The 20,498-nt window shown below is 67.3% G+C and carries 16 protein-coding genes and 1 tRNA gene; 11 read left to right on the top strand and 6 right to left on the bottom strand.

Translation table 11 applies throughout. From position 1 onward, the window contains the following. Positions 1-159 precede the first annotated feature (159 nt). From NGH83_RS11075 to NGH83_RS11095, 5 genes are all read left to right on the top strand, one after another. Entirely contained in the window at positions 160-1,476 is a 1,317-nt protein-coding gene (locus NGH83_RS11075) for an ABC transporter substrate-binding protein (protein WP_251856310.1), read from the top strand. A gap of 74 nt (positions 1,477-1,550) precedes the next feature. After that, positions 1,551-2,420: a carbohydrate ABC transporter permease gene (locus NGH83_RS11080; RefSeq protein WP_251856311.1), complete on the top strand. Its 870-nt coding sequence runs from the start codon at positions 1,551-1,553 to the stop codon at positions 2,418-2,420. Further along, on the top strand, positions 2,417-3,328 hold the full coding sequence (locus NGH83_RS11085) for a carbohydrate ABC transporter permease (RefSeq protein WP_251856312.1): 912 nt from the start codon (positions 2,417-2,419) through the stop codon (positions 3,326-3,328). Before NGH83_RS11080 ends, NGH83_RS11085 begins: the two co-directional genes overlap by 4 nt. A gap of 90 nt (positions 3,329-3,418) precedes the next feature. Next, a complete protein-coding gene (locus tag NGH83_RS11090; RefSeq protein ID WP_251856313.1) occupies positions 3,419-4,327 on the top strand; it encodes a hypothetical protein in 909 nt (302 codons plus the stop codon). Beyond that, positions 4,324-4,872 carry a YbaK/EbsC family protein gene (locus tag NGH83_RS11095; RefSeq protein WP_251856314.1) on the top strand — a complete coding sequence of 183 codons (549 nt, stop codon included), beginning with the start codon at positions 4,324-4,326 and terminating at the stop codon, positions 4,870-4,872. Before NGH83_RS11090 ends, NGH83_RS11095 begins: the two co-directional genes overlap by 4 nt. Positions 4,873-4,940: 68 nt before the next feature. Here the strand turns inward: NGH83_RS11095 and NGH83_RS11100 are convergent, their stop codons facing one another. The 5 genes from NGH83_RS11100 to NGH83_RS11120 all read right to left on the bottom strand — a co-directional run bounded on the left by NGH83_RS11100 (position 4,941) and on the right by NGH83_RS11120 (position 11,038). Continuing rightward, complete coding sequence (locus NGH83_RS11100; RefSeq protein ID WP_251856315.1) at positions 4,941-5,810, bottom strand: aldo/keto reductase; 870 nt, start codon at positions 5,808-5,810, stop codon at positions 4,941-4,943. 207 nt (positions 5,811-6,017) lie between these two features. Continuing rightward, entirely contained in the window at positions 6,018-6,218 is a 201-nt protein-coding gene (locus tag NGH83_RS11105; RefSeq protein ID WP_251856316.1) for a hypothetical protein, read from the bottom strand. Between the two features lie 447 nt (positions 6,219-6,665). Continuing rightward, positions 6,666-6,739: transfer RNA gene (locus tag NGH83_RS11110), tRNA-Met, on the bottom strand. Between the two features lie 135 nt (positions 6,740-6,874). After that, positions 6,875-9,790, bottom strand: a complete 2,916-nt coding sequence (locus NGH83_RS11115) for a UPF0182 family protein (protein ID WP_251856317.1) — start codon at positions 9,788-9,790, stop codon at positions 6,875-6,877. A gap of 120 nt (positions 9,791-9,910) precedes the next feature. After that, positions 9,911-11,038, bottom strand: a complete 1,128-nt coding sequence (locus NGH83_RS11120; RefSeq protein WP_251856318.1) for a PDZ domain-containing protein — start codon at positions 11,036-11,038, stop codon at positions 9,911-9,913. A gap of 232 nt (positions 11,039-11,270) precedes the next feature. Here NGH83_RS11120 and NGH83_RS11125 point away from each other — a divergent pair, with 232 nt between their 5' ends. Continuing rightward, complete coding sequence (locus tag NGH83_RS11125) at positions 11,271-12,614, top strand: zinc-dependent metalloprotease (RefSeq protein WP_251856319.1); 1,344 nt, start codon at positions 11,271-11,273, stop codon at positions 12,612-12,614. 98 nt (positions 12,615-12,712) lie between these two features. Here the strand turns inward: NGH83_RS11125 and NGH83_RS11130 are convergent, their stop codons facing one another. Continuing rightward, positions 12,713-14,371 carry an ABC transporter ATP-binding protein gene (locus NGH83_RS11130; RefSeq protein WP_251856320.1) on the bottom strand — a complete coding sequence of 553 codons (1,659 nt, stop codon included), beginning with the start codon at positions 14,369-14,371 and terminating at the stop codon, positions 12,713-12,715. A 179-nt stretch (positions 14,372-14,550) separates the two neighbouring features. On the opposite strand from NGH83_RS11130, the gene NGH83_RS11135 reads away from it, so the two are divergent. The 5 genes from NGH83_RS11135 to NGH83_RS11155 are packed head-to-tail and all read left to right on the top strand — an operon-like array spanning position 14,551 to position 20,474. Continuing rightward, the gene (locus NGH83_RS11135) at positions 14,551-15,759 is read left to right on the top strand and encodes a dipeptidase (RefSeq protein WP_251856321.1); all 1,209 of its coding nucleotides are present in this window, start codon (positions 14,551-14,553) and stop codon (positions 15,757-15,759) included. Positions 15,760-15,788: 29 nt separating this feature from the next. After that, positions 15,789-17,378, top strand: a complete 1,590-nt coding sequence (locus NGH83_RS11140; protein ID WP_251856322.1) for an ABC transporter substrate-binding protein — start codon at positions 15,789-15,791, stop codon at positions 17,376-17,378. Positions 17,379-17,405: 27 nt separating this feature from the next. Beyond that, positions 17,406-18,368, top strand: a complete 963-nt coding sequence (locus NGH83_RS11145; RefSeq protein ID WP_251856323.1) for an ABC transporter permease — start codon at positions 17,406-17,408, stop codon at positions 18,366-18,368. Then, the gene (locus NGH83_RS11150) at positions 18,365-19,267 is read left to right on the top strand and encodes an ABC transporter permease (RefSeq protein ID WP_251856324.1); all 903 of its coding nucleotides are present in this window, start codon (positions 18,365-18,367) and stop codon (positions 19,265-19,267) included. The genes NGH83_RS11145 and NGH83_RS11150 overlap by 4 nt, the downstream gene beginning before the upstream one ends. After that, the gene (locus tag NGH83_RS11155; RefSeq protein WP_251856325.1) at positions 19,257-20,474 is read left to right on the top strand and encodes a Xaa-Pro peptidase family protein; all 1,218 of its coding nucleotides are present in this window, start codon (positions 19,257-19,259) and stop codon (positions 20,472-20,474) included. The genes NGH83_RS11150 and NGH83_RS11155 overlap by 11 nt, the downstream gene beginning before the upstream one ends. The last annotated feature ends 24 nt before the right edge of the window (positions 20,475-20,498 follow it).

A 20,498-nucleotide genomic window follows, 5' to 3' on the forward strand; every position in this document is an offset into this window, starting at 1 on the left:
GGGACTCGACTTGACACCGCCGGACACCCGCTCTAGTTTCAGACAAACGTTTCCCGCAAACGTTTCGATGAATGCTCCGATTAGCTCGACGAGACCGAGCGCCCGATGCATCAGACAACAGCGGCTGGACAGCGACCGCCGCTCATCAAAGGAGATGAAATGCCCTTGAATCACCCCCTCGCCCGAACAATCACTCGCACTGCACTCGGCATCGCATCGGTGGGTGCCGTGACCATCGCGCTCGTCGGCTGCAGCACCGCGAGCGGTGGGGCCGCCAGCGGCGACACCATCACGCTGTCGATGCAGAACCCCGACGTCCAGACCGCCGACCCGGCGACGTGGGCCATCGTCGAGGCCTTCGAAGAGGCCAATCCCGACATCGACGTCCAGGTGACGGGCGAAGCGGTCGCCGAGCACCTGCAGAAGCTCTCGATTGCGGCTCAAAGCGACACGCTCCCCGACATCTTCTGGGTCTACAAGTCGACCGCCGAGGAAATGCTCGAAGCCGACAAGCTGCTCGACCTCGCCCCGATGCTCGACGAGCTCGGCATCACCGAGCGACTGCCCGAGAGCACGGTCACCAACTTCTCATCCGGCGACGTGATCTACGGCGTCCCCTACCAGGGACTGCTGACGGGCCTCTGGTACAACGAGCAGATCCTGGCGGAGAACGGTCTCGAGCTTCCCACCACCTTCGACGAGCTCCTCACCGTGGCAGAGACTCTGAGCGCGAAGGGCATCACCACCATCTCGAACGGCGCCAACCAGTCGTCGTTCAGCGTGTGGAGCTTCCTCGTCGATCTCGAGCGCTTCGGCTTCTCCGAGAAGATCGACGCCATCCTCGACGGCTCCGAGAGCTACAACAACGAGGACTTCTTGCGTCTTTACGAGCACATCGCCGAGCTCCGCGATGCCGGCGCGTTCGCTTCGAACGTCTCCACCCAGACCTACCAGCAGGCGGTCGACCAGTTCACCAGCGGCAACGCGGCGATGCTCGACGCGGGCGTCTGGGCGTCGAGCGCGATCCAGGAATCGGAAGTCGGGCCCAATGCAGGCTTCTGGGTCGGCCCCCAGTTCGATGACGGCGTCGGCGAGCAGAACATCGTCATGAACGTCGCGTCGGCACCATTCGCAGTGAGCGCGAAGGTCGGCGACAACGAGGAGAAGCTCGACGCCGTCACGAAATTCATCGAGTTCTACTACAGCGACGAAGCACAGCAGCTGCTCGTCGACAACGGTCAGCCTCCCGTCACCGACTACACGCCTCAGCTCGACGCTGAGTCCCAGTCGGTGTTGGAGGCGGCGCTCGACGCGTCCGTCGCGAACGGTGTCACCAGCCCCGAGTCGCAGCCCGACCTGTTGGTATCGACGCCCGTCGCCAACGCGATGTACGACAGCATCTACGGCGTCATCCAGAACCAGCTGACGCCCGAGGAGGCGCTGAACCTGGTGCAGACCGCGATCGACGCAGAGTAGGCGGATGGCGGCCTCGGCACTCGCCGGGGCCGCCATCCCCTCGGCCACACATTCAATTCGAAAGTCGGTAGTCCGTGATCTGGATCAGCTCGCGCTGGAAGATCCTCCTGATGCTCGCCCCGGCGCTCATCTTCTTCTCGTTGTTCATCGTCTACCCGGTGCTGTATTCGCTCGGGTTCAGCTTCACCAAGTTCCAGGGCTTCGGCACTCCGGAGTTCATCGGGCTCGACAACTACGCGGCTCTCGGCGCCGATCCTTTCTTCTGGCAGTCGCTGCAGAACACCATCGTCATCCTCGTGGTCAGCATCGCCCTACTGGTGCCCGCTTCGTTCGCGCTGGCACTGCTACTCAGAAGGAAGATCGCGGGCGGAGGCGCGCTGCGTGCCCTCGTGTTCGGGCCGGCGATCATCGCGCCGATCCTCGTCGGCCTCATCTGGGTCTTTATCCTCGACCCCAAGATCGGTTTGTTGAACCGAGTGCTCGGCTTCATGGGAGTCGCTCCCATTCAGTGGATCGGTGGCGACACGCTCACCCCCTACGCGGTCTCGCTCGTGTTCATCTGGAGCAGCATCGGCTTCGCGATGACGATCTTCTATGCCGGTTTGCAGCAGCTCCCCCACGACGTGATGGAGGCCAGCGCCCTCGATGGGGCGAGCGGCTGGCAGCAGCTGCGGTTCGTCACCATCCCGATGATGAAGGAGACTTTCGCCATCGTGACGATCCTCATGATCACCAACGTCTTCAAGATCTTCGAGCTGGTGTTCGTACTCACTGGCGGCGGTCCGGTGCACCGCTCCGAGACTCTCGTCAGCTACATGTACTTCGTCACCTTCACCAATCAGCAGTACGGGCTCGGCATGGCGATCGCCGTGGTCGTCACCCTCCTCGGCGCGGCCGTCTCGATCGGCTACCTCGCGCTTTCCCGCGGACGGAGAACAGCATGACCTCGACCAGCATCGACGCAGAACTGCGACCCCTCTCCGAGGTCGCACAGAAGCCTCCCCGCTCCACTCCGGGACGCCGCCCGCGGAGGACGGTCGCGATCGTCCTCGGGATTCTGGCCTACCTCGTCACGTTCCTCATCGTGCTCCCCCTCTTCTGGATCGTTCTGCTGTCGTTCCAGCCGAGCGGCAACATCCTGGGCAACCCGTTCTCGTTCACCGAGCTCACCTTCGACAACTACATCAACGCGATCGGGTCGCTGCCGCTCGTCCAGATGTACTCGAACACCATCTTCATCGCGCTCGTGTCGGTAACGGTCGGAGCGGCGATCTCGTTCATGGCAGCCTTCGCACTGACCCGGATGATCTTCCGCCGACGCCGGCTGCAGTCCGCACTGCGCTTCTACCTTCTCGCGGGCCTCGCGGTGCCGGTCTACATTCTGCTGTTCCCCGTCTACCGCCTCGACCTCTCACTCGGGGTGTTCGGCACGTACGCGGCGCTGATCCTGCCCTACATCGCGGTCAGCATCCCCTTCAACACCCTGCTGCTGACGGGCTTCCTGCGCGAGTTCCCCAGCGAGATCGAGGAAGCGGCCATCATCGACGGCGCAGGGTTGTGGCGCTTGTGCTGGTCGGTGGTCCTGCCTCTCATGAGGCCGGTCATCGCGACCGTGCTCATCTTCAATGTGGTGTACGTCTTCAACGAGTTTCCGTTCGCATCGATCCTCATCAACAACCCGGACATGAGCACGATCTCGCTCGCCGTCTCGCGGTTCAAGGGGCAGTACACGGTGGATTACGGCGCGATGATGGCGTCCGCCACCCTCGTGCTCCTCCCCCAGCTGATCATCTACGCCCTGTTCCAGCGTCATGTCATCGCCGGTATGACCGTCGGGGCCGTCAAGGGCTGAGCCGAACCCGCAGAGGCGTACGCTCGAGTGAGCCGTCGGGGTGCCGATGAGGCACCGCAGCCGTCGCGCTGCTCGATGGAGGACCCGCGAATGACGTTCCAGAGAACCGCCGAATGGGACGCGTTCGGCCCGTGGATCCTGCCCGTCACGAACGCCGACGATGTGCCACGCGCCTTCCGCGCGCATCCGTTCCGATTCGACGGCGGCGACACCATCGTCAAGGTGCCGCGCAACGTCGCTCGGCGCGATGCCGACCCGACGATGCACCTCTACGACAACGTTCTCACCGTGAACGCCGACGGCCTCGAGGTGCTCACGCGCGACGGCGACAGCTACTCGACCCGGACGATTCCCGCCACATCGATCGCGGCGATCGAGCACGGCAGCGATCTCCTCGACGGCTGGTTCACCGTCTACCCCACCGAGGGTGCTCGGGTCGAGATCCGGGTGAGCGGCGCCGCCGGCGACACGGTGGCCGGGTTGACCGACCGGCTTCTCGACGCCGCGGCCCCTTCGGACACCGACGGGACGCCGTCCGAGGAGCTGCGTCGCGAGGCGCTTCCCGAGCGGGACGTTGCGCTCGTCAACGCCTACCGTCCGATTGCCCGCCGCACGTCGGGCCTCACTGTTTCGGCGGTGTTCAGCGCAGCGGCGGTGGCGTCGACGGAGTCGCTGCTGCGACGGCTGAGGAAGGGGCAGGCGACGAGGTCGGGTGCCGTCATCGCGACGGGCCGGAGCCGGCTCGTCGTCGTCACTCGCCACCACCCCGTCAGCTACGGCCCGAAACCCGATCTGTCGCTTCGACACATCGTCGTGCTGCGATCCGCGCTCACCGGGGCGTCGATCGTCCCGCATCCTTCGGTGCGGGACACCGACCTTCTCGAGCTCGCCGTCGGCGCCGACCGCATAGTGATCGGTCTACCTCGGGATCCGACGAAGATCGATACCCTGCTCGCCGACCTCCCCCTCCTGGCGACCGGAGAGATGGAGCACAGGTGAAGCTCGACCTGACGCAGGCCCTGCGCCGCCCGGATCTTCTCGCGCCAACGGTCGCGGAAGGCCTCGTCGGGCTCGACCGCGCCGACGAAGTCCGGGTCGCCGCGATCGACGGCTCCCTCGCGGACACCGCCGCGTTCTGCGATGCCCACGACGTCGGCCTCGACATCTCGGCGAACTGCGTCGTCGTGGCGGGGCGTCGCGGCGAAGTCACTCGGTTCGCCGCGTGCATGGTGCTCGCGACCACCCGACTCGACGTGAACGGCACGGTCCGGAAGCTGCTCGACGCCCGCAAGGCGAGCTTCGCGCGGATGGACGAGGCGCTCGCCCTCTCCGGGATGGAATACGGCGGGATCACCCCGATCGGCGTCCCCGCCGACTGGGCGCTCTACGTCGACAGCAGGATCCCCCCGCTCGATCAGGTCGTCGTCGGCGCCGGGATCCGCGCGGCGAAGATCGTCCTCCCCGGCTCGGTGCTCCTCGAACTCCCGAACGCGCAGCTCATCGAGGGGCTCGCGGTCGACATCGTGCCTGCCGAGGCGAGCTGACCGGTCGGATCGATCGAACGTCGACCGATCCGACCGGTCGGGTCAGCAAGCGCCTTGTCGAATACCGCTCAGGAGAGGGCGTTCATCCGCTCGAACTCGGCGTCCGTCAGCTCGATCGCCGCACCGGCAACGTTCTCTTCCAGATGCGCGACCGACTTCGTGCCCGGGATGGGCAGCACGACGGGCGACCGACGCAGCAGCCAGGCGAGCGCGAGCTGGCTCGGCGTCGAGCCGTGCTCCTCGGCGATGGAGCTGAGCACGCTGCCCTCGCCCGTCAGCTTGCCGGTGGCCAGTGGGAACCACGGGATGAAGGCGATGCCGTTCGCCTCCGCGTAGTCGAGCACGTCCTCCGACTTGCGGTAGGTGAGGTTGAACAGGTTCTGCACGCTCACGATCTCGGCGACCGTGCGAGCGCGCTCGATCTCCTCGATCGTGACCTCGGAGAGCCCGATGTGGCGAACCTTGCCCTCGTCCTGCAGCTTCTTCATCTCCCCGACCGTGTCCTCGACCGGCACCTCGGGGTCGATGCGGTGCAGCTGCAGCAGGTCGATCCGGTCGACGCCGAGGTTGCGCAGGTTCAGCTCGGTCTGCTGGCGGATGTAGGACGGACGGCCGAGCGGAGTCCACTCGTTCGGACCCTGGCGGGTGTGCCCGACCTTGGTGGCGATGACGAGACCATCGGCGTACGGGTGCAGCGCTTCTCGGATGAAGGCGTCGGTCACATAGGGGCCGTACACGTCGGCGGTGTCGATGAGGTTGATACCGAGCTCGGTGGCGCGGCGGAGCACACGGACGGCGCCCTCGCGGTCGTCCGGCCAACCCCAGACGCCGTCGCCGGTCAGCTGCATGGTGCCGTAGCCGAGACGGTTGACGGTCAGGTCACCACCGATGGTGAAGGTTCCCGAAGCGGATGCGTTCGTGCTCTCAGTCGTAGGCATGGAGAGGGGAACCCGGCGCCTCGGGCCGCTATTCCGGCTGACGCCTAATCGACTACTCCCCAAGTTCCACTGTCAGATACGACGAGCGACCCGGGCACAAATGCGGTCAGACTCGGTCTGATCTAGGCCTACGGCGGGACTCGCGACGGATGCTCCCCTCGATCGATCGTCATCGGCGGCCTGCGTCCACGGAGACACCCATCCCGCTTAGAGGGCGAGGAAGATGAATGCAAGGTCGGCTAGCCAAACGGTCAAACCGGCGACGAACCACCACCGACCCGGCTGCCAGAACAAATCCGCCTTGCCCCATCCGTGCGCCCGGATGTTCTTGACGCCAGCGACCACAACCAGACCAGCGCCTCCAAGAGCGATGACTGAGCCAATCGTCAGCACCACTCCCGGTTCCATGCCGACAGTCTGGCGGACCAGTGGATCGAGGCGCTATTCGCCTTCAAGAAGGCTCGATGTGGCGCTTGAGAGTCCGCATACGGACATCAGCGCACGTGCATCACTGGGCATCCGCCGTCCTGTTCACCCGCATTGGGCAGCGGCGTCCGTGCCGTCCTGGTCGATGATCGGAGCTCCGCGCGTTGTAGCCCTGAGTTGAGCATCCAGTCGGGCACCGATTGGAGAAACCAAGGGTCGACCGCGGCTCCTCGAGTCATATACCGGGTCAGGACAATGACAGAAGGCCCGGAACCATGCGGTTCCGGGCCTTCTTTTTGTTGCGGGGCGCCCCACCGACTACGCCGAACGCCGCTTCGCGTCGTCCGGGGCCCCTCGTCGGCGTGGGCCCGCCTGACTCCTCACGGAATGACGAAGGCCCCGGACTGCGTCCGGGGCCTTCGTCATTTGTTGCGGGGACAGGATTTGAACCTGCGACCTCTGGGTTATGAGCCCAGCGAGCTACCGAGCTGCTCCACCCCGCGGCACGAGAGTAAAGCCTAGCACCCAAATTGGAGGCCGTCGAATCGAGCGGATTCCCCGCTTTCAAGGCACCAGAACGACGAAGCGCGAGCCCCCAGGAGGACTCGCGCTTCGTCAGTCGAACGACTTCGAGACGATCAGCCGCCCGCGGCGATCGCCCGCTCGAGGGCGGCCTGCAGACGGCCGTCGGCCTCTGCGGCGGCCACCAGGTCGTTGGCGGCGTACGCGGCGGCGCGGTCCTGCAGAGCCTGGTTCGCATCGGCGAGAGCCTGACGCAACTCGGCGGAGACCGCGGTGCCGCCGCCGGTACCCGTGTCGGTTCCGGGGTCGGGCGTATCAGCGCCATCGTCGGTGCCCGGAGTCGTCTCCGGCACATCCGTGTCACCCGCGTCGGCACCCGAGTCGCCGCCGAACAGCACATCGAGCGCGGCGTCGAGCGTGTCCTCGAACGCGACCCGGTCGCCGAACGACACCAGCACGCGACGCAGCAGGGGCAGCTGCGTCTCACCGCTCGACTGCACGTACACCGGCTGCACGTAGAGCAGACCGCCACCGACCGGCAGGGTCAGCAGGTTGCCCTGGACCACATCGGATCCACCCTGGCGGAGCAGGTTCAGCTCGTTCGCGACATTCGTGTCGGAGTTGAACGTGTTCTGCACCTGACCGGGGCCGGGGACGGTGTCGTCCTTCGGGAGCTCGAGCAGGGTGAGCTTGCCGTAGTTCGCGGACTTCTCCCCCGCCGTGCCGCCGGCATCCGAGTCGACCGCGAGATAACCGGTCAGAACGCTCTGACCACCGGCGTTGCCCTGACGCGGAATGTACGTCGAATACAGCGAGTACGACGGCGCCTCCGTGCCCGGCACCTGCATGGTCAGGTAGTACGGCGGCTGCAGCACGTCGGTGGTCGACGGCTGAGTCGGGTCTGCCGGCGTGCGCCAGGCGTCGTCCGCCTGGTACCAGGAGCCAGCGTCGGTCACGTGGTACGTGCCGAGGATGGCGCGCTGCACCTTGAACAGGTCCTGCGGGTAGCGGACGTGGCTCATCAGCTCGGCCGACATCTCCGTCATCGGGGTGAGCGTCGTCGGGAACACCTTCTGCCACGATTGGATGACCGGGTCGTTCTCGTCCCAGACGAACAGCTCGACCGAACCGTCGTACGCGTCGACCGTGGCCTTCACCGAGTTGCGGATGTAGTTCACGTCATCCACCGCGTAGCTCGGCGTCGGGGTGAAGCTGTCTGCGATCGCATCGGACAGGCTCTGCACCCGCGAGTACGGGTACGACGAGGCGGTCGTGTACGCGTCGACGACCCACTTGAGGCGCCCGTCGACAACGGTCGGGTAGGCGTCCGAATCGATCGTCAGGTACGGGGCGACCTTCTGCACGCGCTCACGCGGGTCGCGGTCGTAGAGGATCTGCGAGTCGCTGTTCACCGCGTCCGACAGGAAGATCTGCTCGGACTGGAACTTCAGCGCGTAGATCAGCTTGTTGAACCAGTTGCCGACCGAGGGGCCGCCCTCGCCGTCGAAGGTCGTGTAGACCTGCGAGTCCTCGCCGCCGCCCGACGGGTAGTCGAGCTCGATCGGGTCGTCGCTCGCCGGAGCGCCGACGATCGAGTAGGCGGGCGAGTTCTCGCCGAAGTACACGCGGGGCTCGAACTCGCCGAGCTCACCGGTCGACGGGATGTCCGACTCGAGGAAGACCGGCTGGCCGTCCGACGAGCGCTGGTTGCCGAACGCCGCGACCATGCCGTAGCCGTGCGTGTAGACGACGGTGCGGTTGTACCAGGTCTGCGAGTCACCGAGACCCTCCTGGTTGAGCTCGCGCACCGCGACGACCGCGTCGGTCGTCTGACCGTCGAGCTCGTACCGGTCGACGTCGAGGTCGGCGGGGAAGGCGTAGTACTGGCGGAAACGCTGCAGCTGGTTGAACGACGGCGACACGACCGCGGGGTCGAGAATGCGGATGTTCGCCGTCGTCTCGGCATCGGCGCGCAGGGCGCCGGGCTCGGCGTCGGTGGTCGCCTCGTAAGGCACCGTCTCGATGTCGGCGACACCGTATGCCTCGCGGGTCATGTCGATGTTGCGCTGAATGTAGGGGCGCTCGAGCGAGAGCTCGGACGGCTGCACCTGGAAGCGCTGCACGACCCACGGAGCGAGCGAACCGATCACGAGGCTCGACACGATGAGGAGCGCGGTGCCGATCACGGGGAGACGCCAGCGGCCGATGACGGCGGTGACGACGAACAGCACCGCGACGACGAGGGCGATGCCCGCGATGATCTGGCGACCCGGGATGACGGCGTTGACGTCGGTGTAGCTCGCACCGGTGATGAGATCGCCGGCGGTGGAGAGGGTCACGTACTGGTCGAGCCAGATGCTGACCGCCTGCAGCGCCACGTAGATCGCGGCGGTGATGGCGATCTGGATGCGCGCCGCCTTCGCGAACCGCACCTCACGGCCGGCGACGCGGATCGCGCCGTACAGGTACGAGGTGGCGAGCCCGATCAGGCCGGCGACGAGCACGACGGCCGAGGCGAAGCCCACGACGCCGTGGATGAACGGCAGCTCGAACAGATAGAAGGAGATGTCGAGACCGAACTGCGGGTCGGTCTCCCCTGTCGGCGTGCGGTTGAAGTACAGCAGCGCTGTCTGCCAGCGCGTCGCCGCGGACACGCCCGCGAAGAGGCCGATCACGATCGGAACGCCGAAAGTGGCGAGGCGGCGCAGCGGCTCGATGGCCTGCTGGTAGCGGTCGAGCTGGGCGCCAGGACGGGCATACACCGGCCGGAACCGGTAGGCGAAGAAGATGCTGAGGAAGATCGGCACCGCCATCCCCAGGAAGCCGATCACGAAAAGCGCGACGCCCGAGCCCCATTCGGTGAACAGCACCTGTCGGAAACCGAGCTGGTCGTACCAGAGGACGTCGGCGTAAAGGCCGGCGAAGATGAAGAACCCGACGAGCAGCGCGGCCACGATGGCAGCGGTGATTGCGAGAGCAGAGCGATTACGGCGGCGGGGCGCGGCGGCGGCAGAGGTCGTCACGAGCGGCATCCTACCCGCGCGATCAATGAGCGAAGCTTGGGAGCGGTCCGGGAACGGCCTTCGCGGCCGTAGTTCTCTGACAGCTCAATCGCGCGAGCTATACACGCCTCGGCGGAGCGGGATCCGCGGTCAGCCGGCCGTACAGGTCGGCAGCGTCGACGCGTCCCCGCCCGCGGCGACCAGCTCGATGGCGGCGATGGCGTCGTCGAGGTCGCCGACGGCGACCACATCCATGCCGCTCGGCACGTGACCGACGACCTCGTCGCAGTTGTCCTCGGGGGCCAGGAACAGGCTGGCGCCCGCCCTTTCCGCGCCGTACAGCTTCTGCCGGATGCCGCCGATGGGCCCGACGGTCCCCTCGGCGTCGATGGTCCCGGTGCCCGCGATAGAGAGGCCGCCGGTCAGCTGCCCTTCGGTCAGGGTGTCGTAGATGCCGAGCGCGAACATCATGCCGGCGCTCGGCCCGCCGACGTCGGGGAGCTCGATCTCGACGTCGAACGGGAAGGTGTAGTCGACCTGCACCGACACCCCCAGCGCGACGACGCCGTTGTAATCGGCAGGTGTCACCTCCACCGTCATCGGGTCGCCGTCGCGCAGCACGCCGATCTCGGCAGGACCATCCGTTCCGTGCGCTTCGAGTTTCTCGCGGAGGTCGGTGAGGCCGGACACGGGGTCGCCGTCGAGGCTCGTGATCACGTCGCCGGTCTCGAGCACCCCCTCCGCTGGCGAGTCCTGCAGGAAGGCCGCGACCGACACAGTGCGCGGGATGTCGTATCCGAGCTCGGTGAGCGCCGCCGCGATCGCCTCCTGCTGCGAGTTGCGCATCTGGATCTGGCTCTGCTCCCGCTGCTGCTCCGTCGTGGTGCCCGCGGGGTAGACGGCCTCGAGGGGCTGCACCGACCGGCTGGGGTCGAACCAGGACACCGCGACCTCGAAGAGGTTCGCCGGGCGGCTCGGCGACCCGAGCACCGAGACGGTAAGCAGGTCGAGCGACCCCGAGGTGGGGAAGGTTTCGGCGTCGGGAATGCTGATCAGCGGGGTCTCGTCCTCGCCGACCGTCCCCAACGTGTCGTAGACCGGGCCCGGCGTCTCGATGACGTAGGGCGACGGCGCGAAGGCGAGCGCCAGCACGATGACGAGCGACACGGAGACGAGCAGCCAGCCCAGCCAGCTGCGCCGCTCACGACGGGTGTCGGCCCCGTCGTCGGGCTCGTCCGTCGCGACGGGCTCGATCCGGTCGCCGGTGAAGAAGGTCACGCTCTGTCGTCATTTCCGCCGCGGGTGGGCTTGTCATCGGTGCGACCGCTGACCGGTCGTGTTCGCGGCGGGCAGAAGCCCGGGCCGCCGTTACCGCAGTCTTCTCATCACTGCGCGCATTACCGTAGATTCTGCGGCTTCCGGGCTGGATGTGTCCCGCGCGAACCGCTAGAACACCGCGATTAGCCTCCCGCGCCGCGGGCGGAGCCGCGACGAGGCGAGAGGAACCGCCATGGCAGAGCCGTTCGACAGCTCGGCAGGCCGCGAACCCGACGACGAGCTGCGCGAGATGATCCGCAAGCTGCTCTCGGGCGAAGGCGGCATCGACGCGTCCGCGATCGCCGGCGCCGCAGGGCTGCCCTCCGACCCGGCCGCGATGGCGGGGCTCATCGCGCAACTGCAGAACGCGGTGGCCAGCTCGTCGGGCGGCATCAACTGGAAGTTGGCCGCCGATCAGGCGACCACGCTCGCCCGCAGCACGAGCCTCACCCCCACGGATCAGCAGCGCCACGAGTTCGACAGCGCGCTCGGCGTCGCCGGACTCTGGCTCGACGAGGTCACCGAGATCTCCGAACTGCCGACCACTCCCCGCCTCCTCAGCCGAGCCGAGTGGGTCGAGCAGACGATGCCGTTGTGGAGCCAGCTCGCCGAACCGGTCGCGGTCAGCATCACCGACGCCCTCACCGAGATGACCCGCGATCAGCTGCCCGAAGAGATGTCCGGGATGCTGGGCGGTGACGCCGGCGGGCTGCTCCGCGGCGTCGGCGGCACCCTCTTCGCCGTGCAACTCGGTCAGGTCGTCGCGCAGCTCGGCACCGAGGTCGTCTCGGGCGGGGACATCGGCATTCCTCTTCTCGAGGACCGCGCGGCGCTGCTGCCGCAGAACGTGCAGGCCTTCGCCGAGGGCCTCGACATTCCCGCCGATCAGATCGCCCTGTATCTGTCCGTGCGGGAGCTCGCCCACGCGCGACTGTTCCGTCACGCGCGCTGGCTGCGCGCCGGGCTGATCACCTCGATCACCGAGTTCGCGCACGGCATCAGCATCGACCTCGGCTCGTTCGAGGATGCGCTGTCGGATCTCGACCCGACGAACCCGGAGCAGCTGCGCGAGGCGCTGATGTCCGGCCGATTCATTCCGCCTCGCTCGCCCGAGCAGGAGGTCGCGCTCGGACGCCTCGAGACGATGCTCGCGCTCGTCGAGGGCTGGGTCGACGTGGTGACCGCCGCTGCGACCGCCCGCCTTCCAAAGAGCGATGCCGTGGCCGAGACGGTGCGCCGTCGCCGCGCGGCGGGCGGTCCTGCGGAGTCGGCGTTCGCGTCGCTGGTGGGGCTCGAGCTGCGGCCGCGTCGTCTGCGCGAGGCGGCGGCGATGTGGCAGCTCATCGGCGACCGTCTGGGCGCCGAGAAGCGCGATTCGCTGTGGTCGCACCCCGACCTGCTGCCGACGGCCGCCGACATCGACGACCCCGAGGCCCTCATCGCCCGCCTGTCGGCTCCGTCGACGGAATCGGACGACATCGACAAGGCGTTGGAAGACCTCCTGAACGACGAGGGCGACCGCCCCAAGGAATCCTGACCCCACTTACCCCTGCGAGCGCGGTGTGTTGCTGCAAGCGCGGGTGTTTGAACACCCGCGCTCGTAGCAACACACCGCGCTCGCGGGGGTGATGAGAGTCAGGCGGCGGTGAGGCCCGTCAGCTTGCCGCGCTCGGCTCGCGTCAGGGGCGGGATGCTCGCCAGCAGCGTCTTCGTGTAGTCGTGCTGGGGGCGGTCGAAGATCTGCTCCACGTCGCCCGTCTCGACCGCCTCGCCGTGGTACATCACCAGCACCCGGTGGGCGAGGTTGCGCACCACCGAGAGGTCGTGCGAGATGAAGAGGATGCTGAGCCCCAGCCGGTCCTGGATGTCGACGAGCAGATCGACGACCTGCGCCTGGATGGTCACATCGAGCGCAGAGACGGGCTCGTCGCAGACCAGCACGTCGGGGTCGCGCATCAGCGACCGGGCGATACCGATGCGCTGACGCTGGCCACCCGAGAACTGGTGTGGGAAGCGCTCCATCATGTCGGGCTTCAACCCGACGAGCTCGAGCAGCTCGGCCACCCGGTCGCGACGCGACGCGGCCGTGCCGATGCGGGCCACCGCGTGCGGCTCGGCGATGACATCGCGCACCCGCATCCGCGGGTCGAGCGACGTGTAGGGGTCTTGAAAGACCATCTGCACGCCCGCCTGCGCACCGGGACGACGACCGCGGGTGCGGCGCGTGACGTCCTGACCGCGATACATCACGGTGCCCGCATCAGCGCTCTCGAGGCCCACCACCATGCGGGCGAGAGTCGACTTGCCGCTGCCCGACTCCCCCACGATGCCGAGGGTCTCGCCGCGACGCAGCACGAGGTCGACGTTGTCGACGGCGCGGGTGACGGTGCGGTTGAACGCCGAGCCGGTGGTGAAGGTGCGGGCGAGACCGGTGACGGTGAGCACCGGCTCCTCGGCGGCGATCGCCGGCTCGAGCACGCGCGCGGGCTCGGGGTGCGGCGCCGAACCGAGCAGCTTCTGCGTGTACGGCTCCTCGGCGGTCGCGAAGATGCGGTCGGCGTCGCCCTGCTCGACGACGTGCCCGTTGTGCATGACGACGAGACGGTCGGCGACCTCGGTGACCACGCCGATGTCGTGGGTGATGAGGAGGACGCCCATGTCGAGGCGACCGCGCAGGTCGTGCAGCAGACGCAGGATCTGCGCCTGCACCGTCACATCGAGCGCGGTCGTGGGCTCGTCGGCGATGAGGAGCTTCGGCTCGAGCGCGATCGCCATGGCGATGAGGATGCGCTGACGCATGCCGCCGGAGAACTGGTGCGGGTAGTCGTCCACCCGGGTCTGCGGAGAGGCGATGCCGACGAGGTCGAGCAGCTCGATCGCCTTCGCGCGCGCCGCCTTGCGGCCGAGCCCGCGGTGCACGCGGAAGATCTCGCCGATCTGGTCGCCGATCGAGAGCACCGGGTTCAGCGACGACAGCGCGTCCTGCAGCACCATGCTCATCGACTCGCCGCGCAGCTTGCGGCGCTGCTCCTCGGTGAGCGAGAGCAGCGAGACGCCGTCGAGGTCGAGCGTGTCGGCCTTCACGACGGCGGCCTCGTCCTGGATGCCCATGATGGCGCGGGCGGTCACGGTCTTGCCCGAGCCCGACTCGCCGAGGAGGGCCACCAGCTCGCCCGCACGCACGTCGAGGTCGAGCCCCATCACGGTCGGCGTGTAGCCGGACGCGTTCTGGAAGCCGATGTCGAGCCCGCGCACGCTGAGCACGGGCGAGCCGGTGTCCTTCTTGTTCTGCACGAGTCCATTGTGCACGGGATTCCACGCCGGAATGTTTCAGTTGTGAAACATCTCTGCCGAAATCACCCACTGACATTGACTTCAGCGCCGGTCTTGGAGGACTCTCTCCTAAGCGATGCCGATGACGCCTGCTCGAAACGACGCCCGAGGCCGCTGAACGCACTACGAATGGAGAAACCGTGCTCGAACCAGCAGAGCGCTACACCGGCTACACGGCCTACGACTACCTCGAGAAGGGCGTGGACTTCCGCGCCTTCGAATACGCCAAGCAGCTCGGCCGCGTGCCCGAGTACGCCGGTCTCGAGCTGACCACCGAGCAGGCCGAGCGTTCGAAGCGCCTCCTGCAGAACGAGACGGTCATCTCGCTGCACGAGCACGTGCAGGTCTTCCCCGAGGACATGGGCCAGCTGCGCGACCACATCCGCACCGGCCGCGAACCTACCGGCTACGAGGGCCTGTCCCGCTCCGGCCTCACCGCCGTCTTCGACAACGGCATGGACGGCACCTGCTGCATCTCGAGCGACGCAGGCTGGAAGTACCAGGACGTACTGCACGACCTCGGTATGCGCATGGCCGACATCGCCCACCAGGACTACGTCATCAAGGGTGAGAGCATCAAGGACATCGAGTACGCGAAGGAGACGGGTCGCATCGCCCACATCTTCGCCCTCGAGGCCGCGACCCCGATCGAGAACGAACTCGACCGTCTCGACATCCTCTACGGCTTCGGCGTCCGCCAGATGGGCATCGCCTACTCCGAGGCGAACTACCTCGGCAGCGGCCTCAAGGAGCGCGGCGACGGCGGCCTCACCTACTTCGGTGAGCGTGCGGTTGCCCGCATGAACAAGCTCGGCATCGCGATCGACATCTCCCACTCGGGCGACCGCACCTGCCTCGACGTCATCAAGGCATCGACGAAGCCCGTCTTCATCACCCACGCCGGTGCGCGCGGCCTGTGGCCGACCAACCGCATGAAGACCGACGAGACCATCATCGAGACCGCCAAGCGCGGCGGCGTCATCGGCATCGAGGCGGCCCCGCACACCACGCTGTCGCCCGAGCACCCACTGCACTCGCTCGAGTCGGTCATGGACCACTTCAAGTACTGCGTCGACCTGGTCGGCATCGACCACGTCAGCTTCGGCCCCGACACCCTGTACGGCGACCACGTGGGACTCCACCACGCCTTCGCCGCGCAGCTCTCGATCGGCCAGGCTCACGGTCACGTCGACTACGAAGAGGTTCCCTACGTCGACGGCGTCGAGAACCCGACCGAGGCGATGGCGAACATCATCAGCTGGCTGGTCAAGCACGACTACTCCGACGACGAAATCCGCAAGGTCGTCGGTGGCAACACCATGCGGGTCCTTGAGGAGGTTTGGGTCTAATGCGTCACAGAAGAACAGCAATCGCGGGCATGGCTGCAGCAGCCGTGGTCGCCCTGAGCGCCTGCGCCCCGCAGGCACCGGAATCGACGGGAACGGCCGCCCCGGAGGCGGGCACCGACACCCTGACGATCGCCACGACGACCGACGTCGTCAACTACAACCCGCTGATCGGCAACAGCCGCAGCGACTACTGGATCACCAACCTGATGTATCCGCACCTGCTGAGCATCGGCGACGACGGCTCGAAGGAAGCGGCGCTCGCGACCGACTGGGGTTATGTCGACGACACCACCGGGTACTACGAGATCCGCGACGACATGGAGTGGAGCGACGGCGAGGCCCTCGACGCCGAAGACGTCGCCTACACGATGAACGCGGTCAAGCAGGATGCGCCCTCGGGCACGTTCTACGGCCAGATGGCGAACTTCGAGTCGGCCGAGGCGGTCTCCGACACCCGTGTCGAGATCACCCTCACCCAGCCCGACTCGTCGATCGTGGAAGAGATCGGCTTCTGGGGCAACGTCGTCCCGCAGCACGTGTTCGAGCCCGCCGGCTCGGTCGCGGAGTTCGCGAACGACGGATCCGACGGCGGCTGGGTCAGCGCCGGTCCGTTCAAGCTGACGAACGTCCAGGTCGGACAGTCGTACACGCTCGAGCGCATGGAGAACTACCCGCTGGTCGAGGGTGGCACCCCCATCCCCGCCGAGGTCGTCTACCGCGTCTTCCCCGACGTGAACACCGAGATCCTCGCGCTGCAGAGCGGCGAGGTCGACGCCATCGCGAACTCGCTGCCGCCGGCACAGGTCCAGCAGCTGCAGAACACCGAGGGCATCGAGGTCGTCGAGGTCACGGGTCTCGGCTACGCGCACATGACCTACAACATGAACAACCCGGATCTCGCCAAGCTCGAGGTGCGCCAGGCTCTGTCCCAGGCCGCCGACTACGAGGCGATCCGCAACGTCGTGCTGCAGGGTCAGGCCGTCTCGACGGGTTCCAGCCCGCTCATGCCGGTGCTCTCGGACTACTACGACGACTCGATCACCGAGTACGAGTACGACCCCGAGGCCGCGCGCGAGCTGATGGAGGAGGCGGGCTACACCGCCGGCTCCGACGGCATGTTCCCGGTGTCGTTCCGCCTCATCTACTCGTTGCAGGACCCGGTGACGAGCCAGTGGGCTCAGCTGGTGAAGGACGGCGCCGCCGAGGCCGGCATCAACATCGAGCTGCAGGGCACCGAGCGCAACACCTACCTCGCGATGACCAACGAAGGCGACTACGACATCTACGCCGGTAACTTCGCGATCATGGACGACCCGGTGACGAACTTCACCCTGTCGTACCTGCCCGGTGGAGCGATCAACTACACCTACGTCGACGACCCCGAGCTGAACGCTCTCGTCGAGGAGGCCGCGGTCACCTTCGACGAGGACGAGAAGATCGACATCATGCGCGAGGCTGCGGTCATCGTGCGCGACCAGGTCTACGACAACATCATGTACACGCAGAACCTCTACGTGGCGCACAGCTCCGACTGGGCCGGCTTCATCATGAAGCCCAGTGAGCTCCTCTCGATCGTGAACCCCGTTTCGATCGCGAGCGCCTACAAGGTCTCCGAGTAAAGAAGCAAGTAAGGAAGGGCCGCCCGCGTGTCCATCGCTCTGTTCGTTCTCCGACGCCTCGGTAGAGGGGTCTTCACGATCTGGTTCGCCGTGACCGTGACATTCCTCCTGCTGCGGTTGCTGCCGGGAGACCCCGCGCTCGCCGTCGCGAGCCCGAACATGACCGATGAGACCCGGGCGGTCCTTCTCGCTCAGTACGGCCTCGATCAGCCTCTGATCGTGCAGTACGTGCTGTACCTGGGGCAGCTCCTCCAGGGCAACCTGGGCACCTCGTTCACCCAGTCGATCCCCGTGATCGACGTCCTTCTGCAGCGGCTCCCCTGGACCCTGCTGCTCACGATCACGGCGCTCGTCCTGACCGTCGCGATCGGCATCCCGCTCGGTGTCGTCGCCGCCTCGCACAAGAACCGGTTCCTCGACCGCTTCGTGCAGGTGCTCGGCGTCACCGGCCAGTCCCTCTTCGTTCCGAGCGTCGGCATCGTGCTGCTGCTCGTCTTCGGTCTCATGCTCGGCTGGTTCCCCATCGGCGGCGCCTACAGCGACGGGGTCTACGGCGTCGAATGGTACGGATCGGTGCTCTCGCACCTCGTGCTCCCCGCCGTCTCACTGACCCTCATCCAGCTGGGCTCGTACGTGCTCACCATGCGCGGCACTCTCATCGACGCGCTCGGCGACGACTACGTGACCCTCGCGAAGGCGAACGGTCTCCCGTACCGCCGCATCCTCTGGAAGCACGCGCTGCGCAACGCCCTCCTCCCCGCGACCACCCTCATCGGACTCCAGCTCGGCTTCGTCGTCGGCGGCGCCGTGCTCACCGAGACCGTGTTCGCCTACCCGGGCATCGGGCGCGGCATCTACGAGGCCGTCACCCAACTCGACTTCCCCGTCCTGCAGGGCGCGTTCCTGCTGCTCGCCGTGACCGTGGTCGTGGTCAACATGCTGACCGACATCGCCTACGGATTCCTCGACCCGAGAGTGAAGACCTCATGACCGCTCCCCTGCCCGAATCGGAGATCGCCGGACCGATCGTCGAACCGGCCGGCACGGGTGGCCGGCGCGCGAGCCGCGCCACCTGGCACGCGTTCCGCAAGCAGCCGCTCGGCATGATCTCGCTGGTCATCCTCGCCCTGCTCGTGCTGGTCAGCATCTTCGCTCCGCTGCTCGCCGCCTACCCGGCCAGCTACGGCACCGAGGTGCTGAAGCCGCCGAGCCCGACGAACATCTTCGGCACCGACTCGCTCGGCCGCGACGTGTACTCCGAGGTCGTCTACGGAACCCAGCAGTCGGTGCTCGTCGCCGTCGCGGCATCCGCTCTCGCGATCCTCTTCGGCACCCTGCTCGCCGTGATCGGCGCGTACGTGCCGAAGCTCGACACCATCATCAGCGTCATCGTCGACCTCACCCTGTCGCTGCCGGTGCTGCCGCTGATGATCCTCGTCGCCGCCCTCGCCGGGCCCAGCACGACGACGATCATCCTCGTCGTCGCCGCGTTCTCGTGGCCCGAAGTCACCCGCCTGGTGCGCTCGCAGGCGCTGTCGGTGGTCAAGCTCCCCTACATCGACGCCGCCCGACTGATGACCCGCAACCACGCGTGGATCCTCGGCCGGCACGTCATCCCCGCCGTCACCCCGGTGATCGTCGTCTCGGTCGTCGTGACCGCGTCCCGTGCCGTGCTCTCGGCCGCCGGGCTCGCCTTCCTCGGACTCGGCGACCCGACCACCTGGTCGTGGGGCCGCATCCTCTACGAGGCGCAGACCTCGGGCGCCATGGTGTCGGCCTGGTGGCTGACGCTGTTCCCGTCGCTCGCGATCCTCGCCCTGGTGCTGTCCGCGACCCTGCTCTCGATCACCTACAACGACGCGAGGAACCCGCGCAACCATGACCGCTGAGACCGCCACCGCGGCGACGTCCGGATCCGCCGCGTTCAGCCAGCGCCTGCCCGGAGAGGTCTACGAGCGCATTCAGCAGCGCGTCGTCGGCCGGCTCGCCGACGAGGGCCTGCAGGCGATCGTGACCGACGACCCCGAAGACGTCTCATACCTGACCGGCTTCTTCCACCACCCGGGCGAGCGCCCCGTGGCGGTGCTGCAGAAGGACGACGGCACCACGGTGCTGCTGGTGCCGGAGCTGGAGCGTCAGCACGCCGAGGAGCAGAACTCCCGCGCCGAGATCGTCGCGTTCGCCGAGTATCCGGGCATCGAGAACCCGTTCGCTCCCCTCGCCCGCGCCGCCGGTGACCTGCGCGGTCGGGTGGGCGTGACCACTCTCGTCACCCAGCACCGGTTGGCCATGCTGCGCGCCGCATTCCCCGACGTCGAGTGGGTGCCGACCGAGCTCGTCACCCGCGCCCGCTACGTGAAGTTCCCCGAGGAAATCGCCCAGCACCGCGAGGCGGCCCGCATCACCGACGTGATGCTGCAGGCGGGCGTCGACCTCATCACCGAGGCCATCGCGGCGGGCGGCGACCTGCCCTCCGAAGCCGACCTCGCCGGCCACGTCGGCCGCACCGGCACCGGGCTCATGTACCGCGAGCACCGCGACGTCGTCGTCATCTCGTTCATGGCGGGCGGCCTCGTCTACTCGGGTGCGAACTCGGCGATCCCGCACGGCCTGCCCTCCAGCTACCGTCTGCGCGACGGCGATACCTTCATGCTGTCGCTCGGCGCCGCCGTCGGCGGACGCTTCGTCGAAGGCGAGCGCACCTTCGTGCTCGGCGAGCCCACCGCCGACCAGCGCCGCTACCACGACACCATCCGCGACGCGCAGGCCGAAGGGTCGCGCGCGATCGCACCCGGAGTCCGTTGCGCCGACAGCAACGCCCGCTGCCTCGACGTCATCCGCGACGCGGGCCTCGGACAGTACCTGCGCCACCGCCAGGGACACGGCATCGGGCTCGGCATGCACGAGCCGCCGTGGCTCGAGGACGGCGACCCCACGCCGCTCGAGGAAGGGATGATCGTCTCCAACGAACCGGGCATCTACATCCCCGGCCACGCGGGCTACCGCATCAGCGACAGCATGCTCGTCACCGCGACCGGATCCGAGCCGCTCACCTCGTTCCCGCGCTCGCTCGACGACTGCACCATCGCACTCTGACTCTCCACGGCTCCCACGCGATGC

The organism is Herbiconiux sp. L3-i23, from assembly GCF_023734115.1.
Lineage (GTDB): Bacteria > Actinomycetota > Actinomycetes > Actinomycetales > Microbacteriaceae > Naasia.